The 15950-nt window shown below is 49.4% G+C and carries 16 protein-coding genes; 5 read left to right on the top strand and 11 right to left on the bottom strand.

Annotated elements, in window-relative coordinates; genetic code table 11:
* Positions 1-95: 95 nt before the first annotated feature.
* The 6 genes from K0I73_RS02580 to K0I73_RS02555 all read right to left on the bottom strand — a co-directional run bounded on the left by K0I73_RS02580 (position 96) and on the right by K0I73_RS02555 (position 7396).
* Complete coding sequence (locus K0I73_RS02580; protein WP_220062994.1) at positions 96-3326, bottom strand: efflux RND transporter permease subunit; 3231 nt, start codon at positions 3324-3326, stop codon at positions 96-98.
* A gap of 12 nt (positions 3327-3338) precedes the next feature.
* The gene (locus K0I73_RS02575) at positions 3339-4613 is read right to left on the bottom strand and encodes an efflux RND transporter periplasmic adaptor subunit (protein WP_220062993.1); all 1275 of its coding nucleotides are present in this window, start codon (positions 4611-4613) and stop codon (positions 3339-3341) included.
* Positions 4614-4629: 16 nt separating this feature from the next.
* Entirely contained in the window at positions 4630-6018 is a 1389-nt protein-coding gene (locus tag K0I73_RS02570; RefSeq protein WP_220062992.1) for a TolC family protein, read from the bottom strand.
* Positions 6019-6189: 171 nt separating this feature from the next.
* Positions 6190-6582, bottom strand: coding sequence for a hypothetical protein (locus K0I73_RS02565; RefSeq protein WP_220064228.1), 393 nt, complete (start codon positions 6580-6582; stop codon positions 6190-6192).
* Positions 6583-6758: 176 nt separating this feature from the next.
* The gene (locus K0I73_RS02560; protein ID WP_220062991.1) at positions 6759-6950 is read right to left on the bottom strand and encodes a DUF3012 domain-containing protein; all 192 of its coding nucleotides are present in this window, start codon (positions 6948-6950) and stop codon (positions 6759-6761) included.
* Positions 6951-7003: 53 nt separating this feature from the next.
* A complete protein-coding gene (locus K0I73_RS02555; protein ID WP_220062990.1) occupies positions 7004-7396 on the bottom strand; it encodes a SpoIIAA family protein in 393 nt (130 codons plus the stop codon).
* A 103-nt stretch (positions 7397-7499) separates the two neighbouring features.
* Between K0I73_RS02555 and arfB the strand changes: the two genes are divergently transcribed.
* The 4 genes from arfB (at position 7500) to accC (ending at position 10323) form a co-directional block, all read left to right on the top strand.
* Complete coding sequence (gene arfB, locus K0I73_RS02550) at positions 7500-7916, top strand: alternative ribosome rescue aminoacyl-tRNA hydrolase ArfB (protein WP_220062989.1); 417 nt, start codon at positions 7500-7502, stop codon at positions 7914-7916.
* 132 nt (positions 7917-8048) lie between these two features.
* On the top strand, positions 8049-8501 hold the full coding sequence (aroQ, locus tag K0I73_RS02545) for a type II 3-dehydroquinate dehydratase (RefSeq protein ID WP_220062988.1): 453 nt from the start codon (positions 8049-8051) through the stop codon (positions 8499-8501).
* Positions 8502-8516: 15 nt separating this feature from the next.
* A complete protein-coding gene (accB, locus tag K0I73_RS02540) occupies positions 8517-8948 on the top strand; it encodes an acetyl-CoA carboxylase biotin carboxyl carrier protein (RefSeq protein WP_220062987.1) in 432 nt (143 codons plus the stop codon).
* A 7-nt stretch (positions 8949-8955) separates the two neighbouring features.
* Positions 8956-10323, top strand: coding sequence for an acetyl-CoA carboxylase biotin carboxylase subunit (gene accC, locus K0I73_RS02535; RefSeq protein ID WP_220062986.1), 1368 nt, complete (start codon positions 8956-8958; stop codon positions 10321-10323).
* Positions 10324-10357: 34 nt separating this feature from the next.
* On the opposite strand, the gene K0I73_RS02530 is transcribed toward accC, so the two are convergent.
* From K0I73_RS02530 to K0I73_RS02510, 5 genes are read right to left on the bottom strand one after another with little or no spacing between them, the layout of a single operon-like run.
* Complete coding sequence (locus K0I73_RS02530) at positions 10358-10942, bottom strand: ATP-binding cassette domain-containing protein (RefSeq protein ID WP_220062985.1); 585 nt, start codon at positions 10940-10942, stop codon at positions 10358-10360.
* Positions 10926-11636 carry an ATP-binding cassette domain-containing protein gene (locus K0I73_RS02525; RefSeq protein WP_220062984.1) on the bottom strand — a complete coding sequence of 237 codons (711 nt, stop codon included), beginning with the start codon at positions 11634-11636 and terminating at the stop codon, positions 10926-10928. The genes K0I73_RS02530 and K0I73_RS02525 overlap by 17 nt, the downstream gene beginning before the upstream one ends.
* Positions 11630-12460, bottom strand: a complete 831-nt coding sequence (locus K0I73_RS02520) for an ABC transporter permease (protein ID WP_220062983.1) — start codon at positions 12458-12460, stop codon at positions 11630-11632. The genes K0I73_RS02525 and K0I73_RS02520 overlap by 7 nt, the downstream gene beginning before the upstream one ends.
* A complete protein-coding gene (locus K0I73_RS02515) occupies positions 12453-13442 on the bottom strand; it encodes an ABC transporter permease (protein ID WP_258405267.1) in 990 nt (329 codons plus the stop codon). The genes K0I73_RS02520 and K0I73_RS02515 overlap by 8 nt, the downstream gene beginning before the upstream one ends.
* Positions 13430-14971 carry an ABC transporter substrate-binding protein gene (locus tag K0I73_RS02510; protein ID WP_220062982.1) on the bottom strand — a complete coding sequence of 514 codons (1542 nt, stop codon included), beginning with the start codon at positions 14969-14971 and terminating at the stop codon, positions 13430-13432. Before K0I73_RS02510 ends, K0I73_RS02515 begins: the two co-directional genes overlap by 13 nt.
* Before the next feature lie 182 nt (positions 14972-15153).
* Between K0I73_RS02510 and nikR the strand changes: the two genes are divergently transcribed.
* On the top strand, positions 15154-15564 hold the full coding sequence (nikR, locus tag K0I73_RS02505; RefSeq protein ID WP_220062981.1) for a nickel-responsive transcriptional regulator NikR: 411 nt from the start codon (positions 15154-15156) through the stop codon (positions 15562-15564).
* Positions 15565-15950: the final 386 nt, after the last annotated feature.

The following is a 15950-nucleotide window of genomic DNA, read 5'->3' as shown; positions in this document are numbered from 1 at the left end:
TAGAGGCGCTTTCTGATCTGGCATTCTCTGCCCCTCCTTGGTCGATATAAAACGGTCCAGGTAAAACGGCTCGGTTAACTCAACCCCTATGTGGCTTAATCCAAGGCTTCTAGCTCCTTATCGCCCTTGAGCGTACTGCTTTGATACAGCCAACGATACAGAGTCGGCAGTACTAGCAGTGTCAGTGCTGTCGAGCTAAATAGGCCACCGATGATCACCACAGCGAGTGGCTGTTGAATCTCACTGCCTACGCCACTAGAGAATAGAATAGGAATAAGACCTAAAGCGGAAGTCAGCGCCGTCATCAATACTGGTCGCAGACGCCCGACGGTGCCTTCATACACACAGGTATAAAGTGGCTCACCCGCGGCGCGGCGCTGATTGATAGAATCGACCAATACCACGCCATTGAGCACTGCCACACCAAACAGGGTGATAAAGCCTATCGAGCTGGGCACCGACAGGTATGTACCGCTGAAATAGAGCGCAACAATACCACCGATTAAGGCCAATGGAACGTTAGCCATAATGAGCCCCACTTGCTTAATGGAACCAAATGAGAAGTAGAGCAGCAAGGCAATCAACGCAATAGAGATAGGCACCACTAGCATCAACTTTTGCTGCGCACGCTGCTGGTTCTCATACTGGCCACCGACCACCACGGTATAACCGGGTGGGAGCTCTGCTTGCGGTACGATGGCATAGATATCATTAACAACCGATCCCATATCCCGACCTGCGACGTTGGCCTGCACCACGACACGGCGCTGTACATCGTCACGACGAATATTCGGCGGGGCCATCTCAATCACCACATCGGCCACTTCTGCCAAACGTACCGTCGCACCGTTAACACCATTAAGCAGCAGATCCCCTAACGCATCGGGTGCACTGCGATATTCAGGTGCTAAACGCACATTGATATCGTATCTGGCATTGCCATCGATCACTTGTCCGGCGCTGACACCACCAACGCCCTGACTCACGAGAGTCATCACCTCATCGACACTGATACCATAACGCGCAAGCAGGTCCCGCTTAGGCCGCACGACTAATTGCGCTTCACCCGACACCTGCTCCAGCGACACATCTACGGCACCAGAGACTCGACTAACAAGATCGGTCAGCACTTGGCCCTTTTCAGATAACACCTCGAGATCGGGGCCAAATATCTTAATCGCAAGTTGAGCCTTCACCCCTGATAGCAGCTCATCCACCCGCGTAGCAATGGGCTGTGAGAAGGTCAGCAATAGTCCGGGGAACACACTTAATTTTTGCTCCATCAGACGTTGCAGCTCAAAACGATTGCTCGCCGATTGCCACTCTTCAATGGGTTTTAGGCCAATATAGATCTCAATATTGCTCACAGGTTCTGGGTCGCCACCTAGCTCTGGAGCCCCTATACGGCTCAAGGCATATTTCACCTCCGGAAATTCGAGCAACATCTGCTCCAACTTAGGTGCAACCGTTAATGACGTACCTAAGCTGGCAGTAGGCGCCAACGTGACACGCAGATTAATAGTGCCCTCCTCTAGTTCGGGCACAAACTCAGTGCCTAGCCGTGGCAATAACACCATGCTCATGGCAAACATCAGCAGCGCCGTTATCACCACAACCTTTGGATGCGCCATCGTGATGGCAAGCAGCTTGCGATAGCCCGACTCGATCGGTGTGAGTAAGGCACTTTGCCTAAGCGTTACACCACGTTTAAATGCATACACGGCCAATGCAGGCACGGCAATCAATGCCACCAGCAGGGCCGAGATCATCGCTAAGATGATACTAACGGCCATCGGCTGAAACAGCTTGCCCTCAACCCCTTCTAGGGCAAACAGCGGCGCAAACACCACAATGATAATGGCGGTGGCAAAAAAGATAGGACTGCATACCTCTTTAGCCGCCAGCATCACCCGCATCGCAATGCCACCACGTCCACCTTCGCCAAGGCCGTCTAAGTCGGCATGGTGCGGATCGCGCTCGCCAGCAGAACGAGCCTGCGCCTCAACAAGATGGCGTCTGTCCGGCTGGGTAAGATGCTTAAAGATATTCTCCACCATCACCACCGAGCCATCGACCAGCATCCCAATGGCCACGGCCAAACCGCCCAGTGACATCAAGTTAGCCGACATGCCGAAATAGGCCATCACCATCAAGGCAAGACCTATCGACACGGGAATGGATAGCAACACCAGCATGGTGGCGCGGATGTTGACCAGAAATAGCGCGAGGATCACCACAATAAACACAAAGGCCATTAACAGTGCATCGCGCACCGTTTTCACCGCTTGATTGACCAAGTCTGCTTGATCGTAAAACACCTCAAACGATACGCCCTCTGGCAGTGCTTGCTCAATCAGCGTGGTTCTCGCCGTAATATCATCGATGGTTGCTTTAGTGTTAGCCCCCATACGTTTAAGCACCACGCCCGCAACCACTTCTCCCAAGTTCTGGGCATTGCCAGCATCGTCACGCCGCGTCATGGTCACAGCACCCACACGGATCTCACTGCCATAATTCACTTTGGCAATATCGCTGACGCGCACGGGGGTACCCGCCACTTCGGTTAGCGGAATTAGCCTAATCGCTTTAAGACCGGCATCGCCAGCGGGCAATAAACCATATCCCCGCACCACCAACTGCTCTTGGCCTTGGTCCATAAACCAACCACCCGCGTTGCGGTTACTACTCTCTAACGCATCTGTCACCTGTGCCATAGACAGTCCATAACTACGCAGCTTGTTTGGCTCTATCTGCACTTGATACTGACGCACTTCACCGCCAAAGGAGAGCACATCAGTCACACCGCCAACGGGCATCATGATCAGTTTAACCAAATAATCATTTAGGCTTCTTAGCTCTGATGCATCGACACCTGACTCTGGGCTTGCACGTAAAATGTACTGATATATCTGGCCTAATCCTGACGTATTGGGGCCAATTTCTGGCACCCCGACACCATCAGGGATCATCTCTCTGGCCGCTTGTAGTTGCTCAAACACCTGCTGGCGCGCAAAGTAGATATCAGTGCCTTCGGCAAACACCACGGTCACTATCGACAAACCGGTGCGCGACAGCGAGCGCACTTCCGTCACATCAGGCAAGGCATACATGGCCGACTCGACGGGGTAACTAATCAGTTTCTCCACCTCTTCGGCGGCTAAACCTTCAGCAGCTGTGTTAACCGTCACCTGCACATTGGTTACATCAGGAAAGGCGTCGAGATTAAGCTTTGGCAGCATAACCACGCTGGCGACAACGGCACACAGTAGCGCCAAGACCACCAAGAGACGGTTGCGGATCGCAGCATCTATTAATTTCTGTAGCATAGGAGCAACCTCTTAGTGATTGTGAATGTCGAAACCCGCTTTAGCTTGCTCAGAGGCTAAGAAAAACGCCCCGGAGATCACTACCTTGGCATTTGGCGCTAAGCCCCTGACCAAATTCATGCCTCGCTGGCGTTCAACCACCTCAACCTCTACCGCTTCGAAACCATCGGCATCTTCGACAAACACCTGCCAATCGCCATCACCGCCACGAGTCAGGGCAGCATCGGGTAACACTGCCCCGCCCTTGGCATTGTCTGAAAGGTAAATCTCAGCAAATTGCCCGGCATGCAATACATGCCCTGGGTTTTCAAACGCCACTAAGATCTGCTCGGTGCGGGTTACGCTATTGAGCTCATGGGAACGGCCAATGATTTTGGCTTCAATACTGTGCAGCCCCACTCTCACTAGGGCCTTGCTGCCCACATTGACCTTCTCGGCTTGGGTCGGTGTCACCTGCGCCTCAACCCAAAGATATGACTCATCGGTGAGTTGCATCAAGGCGGTGCCGCCGGCAAAAACCTGACCTAACATAGCAACATCTTGCTGAACTCGGCCCGCAATAGGCGCGAGCAGTTGATAGCTACCTATGGTTTCTGGCGTCGATTCGAGCGCGTTAATCTGCGCTGGAGTCATTTTCATCGCCTCTAGTGTGGCGCGTTTTAACTCTGCGTCCACTTGCGCCTGTAAACGGCGGCTGGCACTAACCGCGCTTTCACTCATGCGCTTCACTCGACTCCACTCGGCGGCGGCATTGATGTAATCAGCCTGCGCTTGTGCGACAGCCGCGCCGCCTAAAGTCAATATGGCTTGGCCTTGAGCGACCTCTTGCCCCGGCACCACATGGCGCTTAAGTACACGAACTTCTAGCTGAGGCGCTAAGGTGACAGTTCTATTTCTGTCGACCACCAGCGTCGCCGTTGCAACGGCCTCGAGACTAAAGCTCTGCTCTGCCAACTTAACCACCTCAATACCTGCCAGCTCACGCTGCGCGGCACTCAGGGTTAATGCTTCACTGTGTTCCGCTTCCGCCCCTTCAGCCTCTTCGTGGTCGTGAGCTTCTGGTATTTCAGCATGATTATCAGCTTCGCTGGCATGATCGTGATCCACTTCACCAGGAGCATGAGGCGAGTTATTACCAGCCTCAATACCATGATCGTGACCTTCACCCGCCATTGCTACACCTGACACACCAATGGCGGCCGTTGTCGAGATAAGTAAGCCAAACCCTATGGCGCGCATCAATGGTTTGAGCGAAAACAAAGTGCTTTTTACTGTTTGATTTTTCATGTTTTATTCACCTAATCTAATTGATGCTAGCCGCATTACTACTGCTGCCACTGATACTATTCACATCGGAACGGTTCACGTCGGGACTGGCCGCATTGGCACGAGCACTTCTGCCTTTAGCCTCCCGGTCTAACTGCTGCAAAAAATAACTTTCTAGTTGACCGCTTTGCCCCATCCAATCGAACCAGCTTTGATATAGCGCTGACTCTAATGACATTCCAGCAAGGTAACTGCTTGCCAGTTGACGCCGGCTTTGCAAATAATCACTGGTACTGATATCGCCGGCTTGCCATTGCTGGCTCAGAGCATCAGCAACACCAGCACCCGAGGTCAGCACTAATTCACGCCACTCGTGGTAGCGCTGTTGCAATCTCGGTAGGCTTAGGTGAAACAGTTTTTGTTGCTGAGTGATCATGCGCTCGCGAGCAAGGAAGTTCTGCTCCGCGATGGCAATCTCATTGCTGGCTATCGCCAGAGTTTCGCTGTAATTGTTGCGAATTTGGATGGGAATAGATAAACCGACACCAAACTTATTCTCTTCGCCTTCACGCTCGGCACTCAGGCTAATGGTGGGGTCGGCCGCGGTGGCGGCTTTCGCCTGCTTTGAAGCCAATTTGGCCATCATCACCTGCTGATAAGCGCTCTTTAAAGCAGGCAATTCGGGCGATATCTCCGCAGCTACATCTAGATTTAATGCCTCGATAAAGTCGCTAAATGGCGGCTGAGCGGTGCCAAACAGCATCAATAACTTGCCGTCTGCTCCGATAGCTGCTTGCTCTGCTAACGCATAATCTGCTGCGCGACTGGCAAGATCGAGCTGGATCAATTGCAGCTCTGCTTGAGAGATCGATCCCGATGCCAACTGCTGTTTGGCTATTTTAAACTGCTGCTTTGCGGCACTTAGCAGCTCTTGCTGAAACCGCAAAATTTTGTTCTGCTGCGCTTGATCAACCAAGGCCATCACAGCATCGGCTAATAGCTGACTGCGCATCAAGGTTGTCTGCGACAGCAACACCTCAGCTTCTAGCTGTGCTTTACGCAGAGCCACGCCACGCTTATCTCCCCAATCTATGGTTTGGCTTATATCCAAGCTATAGGTGTCATCCGAGGCATTTTGATAGTTGAGCCCCAATTGCGGATTATAAACCGCCTTATCTGCGGCTTGGATCAGCAACTGTGCCTGGCTCGCCTTAGCTTGCTGAGCTTTAACTTCGGGTAACTGATTAAACTGGTTCATCAATGGTTGTAACCATGACGCAAATGGCTCGCTGTTGGCGCTTTGCTGCGCTAATGGCAAATAAGCCATTGCGCTATCCATAGTGCTGGATATTGAAATTGATTGAGCATGAACGCTGGCGCTACAAAAATAGCCCAGCATCAGTGTGGCGATAATGGATCTTTTCATCGCTTATCCTAATCTCTAGCATCAGATCTACGCCGACTCCTCTAACCTTGTGACGGTGTTGGGTTGCCTTAGCGTAGTGCTGATAAAAATAGTAATGACCCACAGCAAAAGCAGACACCCGATGGCGTCAGTTCAAAGCGTTTACTACAGGTATGGTATTTTTAAACTAGATTAAGCGATTGGGGGGCGATAACTCGGTTGTTGCTCTGGGGGAAAGTAGCGATGTCCGAGGTTAGATGGCTCATCACCTGCTGGCACTGAAGGCATTACGGTTACCAGCGATACCAACGTCACATGACCACCGTGGCATTGGCAATCTAGACACAGATCAAAGGTCTTGGTTTCGGTCTTGCTAACTTGATGGGCATGCTGTTTTTCATGCTCTAGATCTGGCTTATCAAATTCACACAGGCTATCGCTATCGACACATTGAGCAGGGCTAACCACCTCTGCGGTAAACTGCAGATGTGGATGGGTCTCACTCTCCTCATCATGGCTACCCAAATGCAACTGATGCGCACCAAGATTGGCACCTGCAAACTGCAGTGCCACAACGGCGATCATCATCAATGCGATCTTTTGGATAAACTGACGAAAGAATAAACTCAAAGTAACCCTAGTAAAATGAAGCTGCTAGCAATCAGACTGGCATTGTAATTATTAGTTCAACCCTGACAACACTTACTTATAGAAATAAGCGCAAAGTATTGTCAGTGTCACAAACAATGAGGATTATGCGGTTATTTGAATACGCAGTGCTTGGCGTAATCGGCCGCTTCGTTGGCCGTCCAATCACCTTTAGCCTTATCTTCCATTTGCTTGCACCACTTTTCACTGCCGACTTCTGGGGCGCAGCCCGATAGTGACGTGATCAGTACCAACCCAAGAACTGTCGCGCTAATCTTAAGGCTAGATGATGTGATCAATGACATATTCGTTCCCTTCAATATTTTAATGACTTATCCAAGATGGCGGATAAAACTAATTAGGTAATATCAGTTTCAAGCGTTAACGGACAGCTAAGCTTAGCCGTGATCCACTCGATTGCCTGAGGTTTATCTTGCAGAGGATACCACGCAACCTCCCCTTGCATAAAGGGCCCCATCAGGCGCACAGCATTACCAAACCAGTCGGGGCCACCCACTAAAACTAAGGCGTCAAATGTGGGGAGTTGAATTTCTCCGACGCCAGAGAGCGATTGACTCTCCCAGCCTTCGAGCAACACATCGGCCTCAATATAAATACAGATTTTACCTGATTCGTGTTGATACTCTTTGATGATGGGGACGATTTGCTGGCAATAATCTTTTGTCGATAGACGACCACTGGCAAATAAACTGATCACCCCATTGGTGATATCAGCGATTTGACATAACATACCCAGACTCCGCTAAGGTGCAATTGTTAGCTGACCATTTTGCATCATTTTGCCATCTTAATGATACAGGTCTACATCAAATAAACACCACTTAAGAGCCAGCATGATAAAAATCAGCAACCGTATACAGTTACAAGACAATGAACTCGAATGGCAATTTATTCGCTCGAGTGGTGCAGGAGGTCAGCATCTCAACAAGGTGTCTACCGCGGCGCAGCTGATCTTCGATATTAACGCCTCTTCGCTACCCGACCTCTATAAAGAGCGCCTGATTAACAAGGCGGATCATCGCATCACTAAAAGCGGCAAAATCATCATCAAATGCCAAGCCAGTCGCAGCCAAGACGCTAACAGGCAAACGGCGTTAGAGCAATTTATCCTATTGGTCGCCAGTGTCGGCCATACAGCAAAAAAACGAGTGGCGACCAAACCAACCAAAGGCAGCCAAAGACGTCGCATCGATGCTAAGAAGCAGCGCGGCGCAACCAAGGCCCTTAGGCAAGACAAATCTAGCTACTAACAACACATCTTTCTTGGGCTTAAAATTTCACTCGTGCTGACAAAATGACGTTAATTTGTGCTAACTTGCAGCTATCTATCAAAATTATGATGCGCTTATCTATTTGCGCCTCTCAATGAAAAGGTATGTTGAATGAGTCGTCAGGCGAAAATATTACTAGTCAATGGCCCCAACCTTAACCTGTTAGGCCGTCGCGAACCCGGCCACTATGGCCACCATACATTGGCACAAATCGTTGAACACCTAACCCAAAGCGCTCAGTCGGAAAACGTCACGCTTGAACATATTCAATCTAATGCCGAATATGAGCTAATTAACGCCATTCACGAAACCGATGCCGACTTTATTATTATCAACCCAGCAGCCTTTACCCATACCAGTGTGGCACTGAGAGACGCCCTGCTAGGGGTTGCGATTCCATTCATCGAAGTGCACCTGTCAAATGTTCATGCCCGTGAGCCCTTTAGGCATCACTCCTATTTTTCAGACAAGGCTGTTGGGGTCATTTGTGGCTTAGGAGAGCAGGGCTATCAATATGCACTAGCATCGGCAATGTCTCGAATTCAAGCGGCAAAGTCAGCATAAATTTAGGTCGTTATTATGGATATTCGTAAAGTTAAAAAGCTGATTGAGCTGGTGCAAGCCTCAGATATCTCTGAACTTGAGATTAAAGAGGGTGAAGAGTCTATTCGTATCTGCCGCGATCTTAGCACCACTAGTGCCAGCCCAAATAAACCGATGCCAAACAAAACCGCTGCAGTCAGCCAAACCTCGGCACAACAAACCGATTATGATGAAGATGATCTGCTGATCTCGCCTATGGTGGGCACCTTTTATCTCTCTCCGTCGCCAGAATCTGCCCCCTTGGTCAAAGTAGGGCAAAAAGTAGAAGCCGGTGATACCGTATGCATCATCGAAGCGATGAAGATGATGAATCAGATTCAGGCTAAGCACTCCGGTATCGTCAAAACCATCTTATGTGAAAGTGGTGATGCGGTAGAGTTTGACCAGCCTTTGATGGTCATCGAGTAGCACAGCAATGACTCACACCAGACCCTTTAGCAAAATCCTTATCGCCAATCGCGGCGAAATTGCCATTAGGGTCATTCGTGCCTGCCGCCAACTGGGCATAGCTACGGTCAGTGTGCACTCCAGTGCCGACAGAGATTCATTACATGTTGCCATGGCCGACGAGAGCATCTGTATTGGCGGCCCTCAAGCAAGCCAAAGTTACCTTAATAGTCAAGCCATTTTAGCGGCCGCCGACCTCACCCAAGCCGATGCTATTCATCCAGGTTATGGTTTTTTATCTGAAAGTGCCGACTTTGCCGAGCAGGTAACGGCCAGTGGCTTTACCTTTATTGGGCCGAGTAGCGATGTTATCCGCTTGATGGGCGATAAGGTAAGCGCGATTAGCGCCATGAAAAACGCAGGTATCCCCACAGTGCCCGGCTCTGAAGGCATACTCACAAACGATAACGACGCCAACTTAGCTATGGCAGAGCGCATTGGCTATCCAGTGATCATTAAGGCGACTGCGGGTGGTGGAGGAAAAGGGATGCGAGTCGTCCATGAGCATGGAAAATTACTTGAGGCCATTGAACTTACCCAGAGCGAAGCCAAGGCAGCATTTGGAAATGGCGGCGTCTATCTTGAGAAATACCTCACGAAACCACGCCATATCGAAGTGCAAGTCTTGGCAGATACACACGGAAATGTATTCTCACTGGGCGATCGCGACTGCTCTATGCAGCGCTCCCAGCAAAAAGTCATTGAAGAAGCGCCCGCGCCAGAAATTAGCCCTCATCAAAGACAAGCGATAGGAGAGCGTTGTATTGCCGCTTGCAAGGCTATCGGTTACCTAGGCGCGGGGACATTTGAATTTCTCTATCAAGATAACGAATTTTTCTTTATGGAGATGAACACTCGTATCCAGGTCGAGCATACGGTGACCGAGATGGTGACTCATGTTGATATTGTGGCCGAGCAGATCAATATCGCGGCAGGTAAAACCTTAAGTCATTCTCAAGCACTTATTCCAGCTCAAGGTCATGCTATCGAATGTCGTATTAATGCCGAAGATCCCAACAGCTTTACCCCATCTCCAGGCACGATAACCCATCTGCGCCAACCTAATGGCTTAGGAATACGTTGGGATTCTCACCTCTATCAAGGCTATCAAGTGCCGTCCTATTATGATCCCATGATAGGCAAGCTGATCACTTGGGGAGAGGACAGAGAGACCGCCATTGCTCGCATGCGAGTCGCGCTGGATGAGCTAATGATCGAAGAGATTAAAACCAATATTCCACTACTCAAAAGCTTAATTCAAGACGAAGGTTTTATCGCTGGTTCCCAGTCAATTCACTATCTAGAAAAATGGCTAATGGATAAACACGAACTTTAATCTATTGGAATATAAAACTATTTATTTAGCCTATTTACCAGATAATAATCCTGTCACAAATCACTTCAAGTAGGTAGGGATCATGGGAGATCACCAACACGCCTAAGTTACGCATATTTGCCGTGGCTAATAAGTGCTGCCAAAACTCGGCTTGGGTAATGGTATCGAGATGCGCCGTTACCTCATCACAGATAAGAAACTGCGTGGTGGGCACTAATGCCCGGATCAAATTGAAACGCTGTAGCTGGCCACCGGATAACTGATTTGGGCGCCTTGCTAACCAAGAGGGCTCCAGACCATAGTCCTTGAGCAGCGGTAAATAATCATCACACTGCCAGCTCTCATCTAACGCGGTTTTAAGAGTTAATCTGGGATTAAACGCAAACTCCCCCTGCTGGATAAGCCACTGCACCGGATTAGGTTTACCTCGTTCGGTGGTGGGCAATGAGCGCTGATCCGCTTGCACAGGTATCATACCCGCGAGCATGCTTGCTAAGGTCGATTTTCCAATGCCACTGGGGCCTGATATCCCCACTATTTCACCGCGCTTAAGCTGAATATCGGGGAATCTGATCACCTGATCGCCTCGGCGCACACAGCCTTTATGCAACAGCAGCACCTTCTACCTCCCAATGTTCTGGCAGCGCCATCCAAAAGCGGCGGGTATACTCATCACACGTCCCTGCACGAATATGTGCTGGAGTGGTCATTTCCACTAAATGTCCATCGCGCAGCACTAACACTCTGTCGGCAATAGGCAATAATTGTCTCAAATTATGACTAATCACCATGACGCCCAATTGCTCATCGCGCGCAAGAGTCGCTAAATGTTGATATATAACCTTTGCCGCTTCGACGTCGAGTCCACAGCAGGGCTCATCGGCAATCATAATCTCGCTCGATTGCCAGCAAGCTTGTGCCATCAGGGCGCGCTTTGCCATACCACCAGACAGCTGATGGCGATAGCGCGAACTAATGTCGTGAGCAAGCTTAAAATAATGTCGACGAGCCGAGGAGCCTGTACTGCGTCGCTGCGCGGCATAACGCAATTGTGACCCGATTAATCGCAGCGGATCTAACACCGAGGCCGATTGTGCCGCCAATGCGCGCCGAGCGCCTTGCCGGCACCTAATCTTGCCACCTAACCTAAAACCGGGCGGAACCTGCCCCATCAACGCCTGTGCCAATAAACTTTTACCGCTACCGCTCGCGCCTATCACGCCAAGCACCTCACCTTGCTTGAGCGAAAAGCTTAACGGCGACAACAGCGAGACAGCATCGGCTTGAATACTAAGCCCTTCAACAGTTAACATTTAACCACTCCTTCAAGGTGAGTTTGCGGCCCCTGACGTAAACCGAGCAGCAGACGCTGCGCAACATACGACAAGAGCAGCAAGCAACTGAGCAAGAGTAAACCGGGACACAGGGCAAACCACCAATGTCCGGTTAACGCATATTGCGATGCCTGAGCTAACAAGGCCCCCATGGATGGCGAGTCAGGATTAAGACCAAAACCTAAAAAGGTCAACGCCGCCATATGAGTAAGCGCGTGGGGAAACAGCAGCAAGCCGCCTATCCACCACTGAGGCAAGATATGCGGCAACATGTGACGCCGAAGCCTTTGCCAAGGTGAGGTACCAAACTGTTTCGCCAACTGATAATAGGGGGCTGACTGCACTTGTTTCATTTCAAAACGCAGTAATCGCGTGAGTTTAGGCCAGTGACTTAAGGCAACCGCCACCACTAAACCGAGCTCTGCACCACCGAAGGCTAACGATAAGAGAATTAACAGCAAGAGGTGGGGGAGTGACATAAACAGATCCACCAGCAGATCGACCATCCATGCGGCGGCGCGATGTAGCATGGCAAGCATCGCCATCATCAAGGACAACACACTGCTCAGCAATACCGCAAGCCCGCCCACATACAGGCTCTGCGCCAGCGCCTGTTGGCTACGACTAAACAGATCTCTGCCGAGCCAGTCGGTGCCAAACAGATGATGTAGTGAAGGCGCTTGATATTTATTGAGTAAATCGAGCTCCGCCCCCTGCCAAGGCCAGAGTATGGCCAGCCCAACTAACCCGCATAATAAGGCAATCGCGGCCATAAAACTGGGCTGACGCAGTAGATCACGCATCCCCAGCCTCCTGAATAAAATAGCGTGATAGCGCAGTGGCAATAAGATTGCCGCTAAAGACCATCAATGCCGAAATTAAGGTGCAGCCCATGAGCAAGGCTGTGTCACTGGTAAGGCCCGCCTTCACAATACTGGCGCCTAATCCGGGGAAACTAAACACAGTTTCGGCGATCAGCGAGCCACCAAACAGCTCGGCAAAGGTCGCAAATTGCAACACGATTGCCGGTAATAGACTGTTACGGATCACATGAAAACGCACTACCTTGAACAGGCTATCCCCATGCGCCAAAGAATATTGCACATAATCAGACTGCAGTACGTCAATCACCTTCTCTCGGGTGTGCAACACGATGGGCGACATACTCACCACCGTCAGCGTTGCAACAGGCAATAGCAGATGATGCAGCATACTGATTACAGATTGCTCAGAAAAAGCCATACCAATTGGCGCGGCGCAGCACACAGGCGTCAGTTGTAAGGCGATAGAAAATAGGCTGATAAACAGCATGGCTAGCCAAAAAGAGGGCATACAGACCATCAACCATGAAAACCGCTGTACCGCCTTATCGATCCAACTACCTTGATAAATACCAGCGACTAACCCCAGCAGATAACCGAGCACCAATGAACTTAGCCAGCTGAGACCAATAAGCAGTAGCGATAGGGGTAAATGGGTGGCGATAACGCTTGATACGGGCTGCTGATAAAGGGTAGAAAAGCCGAGATCACCTTGCGCTAACCCCGACAACCAATGCAGTAGACGCTGCCCCACACTTTGATCCAGTGATAACTGCTGAGCGAGTAAGGCCTTTTGCGGCTCTGAAATGGCAAAGACGTTACCGCCTAAATAGGCATTCAGCGGATCTATCGGCGTCCAACTCAGCAGAAGATAGGCCAGCAATACCACCAAAATCAGCAGCAATATCAGCCGTAAAGCAGCACTGAACATGGCATAACTATGGATGCGCATCAGTTGGGGCATTGCCAGTGCCAATACTCGATATTATTGGCTAATGGCCAACCGTGACCATGTGCCTCAATACCTGGGGAATCGAAGTCAAGACAGACATTGGCTGCATAAAGGTGTTTAAGGTTAACCAGCCAGGTCCAAGGCTTATCTTGGGCGATTAATTGCTGGGCACTTTGCCAGTAAGGCAATGACGCTTGCCACGATGGTGCATGTTGAGCCTCATTCAATGCTTTATCCACGGCAGGATTGCTGTAATAGCCTGAATTAAAATAACCTTGGCCTCGATATTGGCTGTGATGCACGCTCCTCACTTCGGTTGCCGAGTGGCTACCGAAGCCAAATAACACGGGTTGTTGATGCATCTGTTTATAGATAGCTTCCCAACTTTTACCCACAGGAGTGATTTGAATGCCTAGCGGTTTGACCATTTGCGCCACCGCCAAGGCGAGTTGCTGGCGCACGGTATCACCCGCCAAATAATACAGCGTCATCGACGCATCGACGCCATTACGATGACGTATCCCCCCTTGCAGTTGCCATCCATTTTTCTCAAGTAGTGCAACGGCGGCCTCGGGATCGACTTGAGGCTTGCTGACTTGAGCAACTGGCCCCCAAGGCAATCCGTCGGCAATCGAATATGCCGGCGTCGCATGGCCCTCTAGCAGTTGTTCAACTAACACTTTTCGATCAATGACTAAGTCAATGGCGCTGCGGATAGCCAGATCTGAGCTAACATCATTGCCTACGTTATTGCTTATGTTATTGCCCTGCTTGGGCAGCATAGGCCAAGCAATGCCACGGTTATCGACACTATCGATACGCCATAGCCGATAAGCAGGTGGGAGTAACTGCGCATATCGCGGTGCTATCGCGCTAAGATCTAACTGACCGACGCGCAGTCGAGAGTAACGGCTATCTTCATCACTGAAAATGACCACCACTTTTCTAAATTGCAGCTTTTGCCCGTAATAATATGGATTGGGGACCATGATGAGCTGTTGATTACGATCCCAGCGAACAAACTTAAGTGGCCCAGAACCAATGGGAGCTAAACCATACTGGGGACCATAGTTTGCTTTGGGCACAATCGCTAGACTGACAAAGTTATCGATAAAAGTAATGTCGGCCTGCTGCAGGTGAAACTGCAGCTCTCCATCTGAGACCACCTCAACGCTCTCTAGATTAGTAAGATCGTGTATTGAGGCTATTTGCTTAGCGGTATCGAAGGTAAACTTAACATCTTCAGCGGTGAGTGCTGTACCATCACTAAAGTTAACCCCTTTTCGCAACGAGACTTGCCAGGTTAAGCGATCGGCCGATAGGGTCCACGAAGTTGCCAAATCCCCAACCAGTTCGAGTTGCTTATTGCGCCGCAACAGTGTCGACTGAAACAACGGTCGGTTATATTTGCCCCAGCCCAGGATAGGATCAAAACCCGCGTCAGGTTCGGCTCCTAATGCAAGAGTTAGCACTCTGTCCGTGGCTGCTATAGCAAGGCAAGAGAAGCAACAACACAACAGCAGTAAGATTAACCGTCTCATAAGCATCCAGCCTGAATAGGTAACACTAATAAAAGATTCGTAATACTAGCGGATGATGCTCTAAAAATCACCCTAAAAACAAACAACTAAAACTAGTGTTGACTTAGATCAATTTTATATTTTTGCATCCTTTTTATATCTGTAGGATACTGACAGTAATTAAGCTTTATAGAATTTAACTTATGCCTAACGACACTATCCGCTTTACCGTTTCCATGCCTAAATCCCAATTTGAAGAAATTGAAGAAGATCAATTAGAGCGGGGATATTTTTCTCGTTCTGAATATATAAGAGATCTATTCCGCGATAGGCTGGTCGATAAACAGTGGAATAATAGCAAAGAAGATGTAGTGGGCGTTCTCACGCTAGTATTTGATCACCATCAAAGAGGATTAACAGAGAAGCTACTTGAGATACAGCATAATAACTTGATTCATGTATTGTGCAGCACCCATGTCCACATTGACCACCATAATTGCTTGGAAACCATTATTATCAAGGGGCAAGCCAGTGAATTAAATAGCATAGTGAATCGAATCGCAGTGCTTAAAGGCGTCAAGGTGGCTCGCTTAAGCCGCACCGGGATCGTTTAACGCCCGCCGAAACTTAAGCCTCAACTAATACACCAAGCCTTAATACGCTAATCGTGCTTAATGACTTAACCATATCGCTTAGTTACATCACATAGTTACATCACTTAGTTACATCGCTTAGCCATCTCAAAGTGGCTAAGTGTTAACGCTATCACCCACCTTAATGCCCTGAACAGGCTCGATGTAGTAAATATAATCATTCTCTTAAATTACTCAACAATCCTCTGCCTAAAATAATCTCCAGCCTGAAACATTCACCTTTGCATTCATTAATAAATGATTGAGTCCTTTATTTAAGTGGGTATTCCCGTAAACGTTCTTTCATTATGGGTAATACTTTTTAAAAATTTTTCACACTCAAACTAGGATAATTGATCTGGCTCGCA

Source organism: Shewanella mesophila (assembly GCF_019457515.1).
Lineage (GTDB): Bacteria > Pseudomonadota > Gammaproteobacteria > Enterobacterales > Shewanellaceae > Shewanella > Shewanella mesophila.
This window is presented reverse-complemented; position numbering and strand designations above follow the sequence as displayed.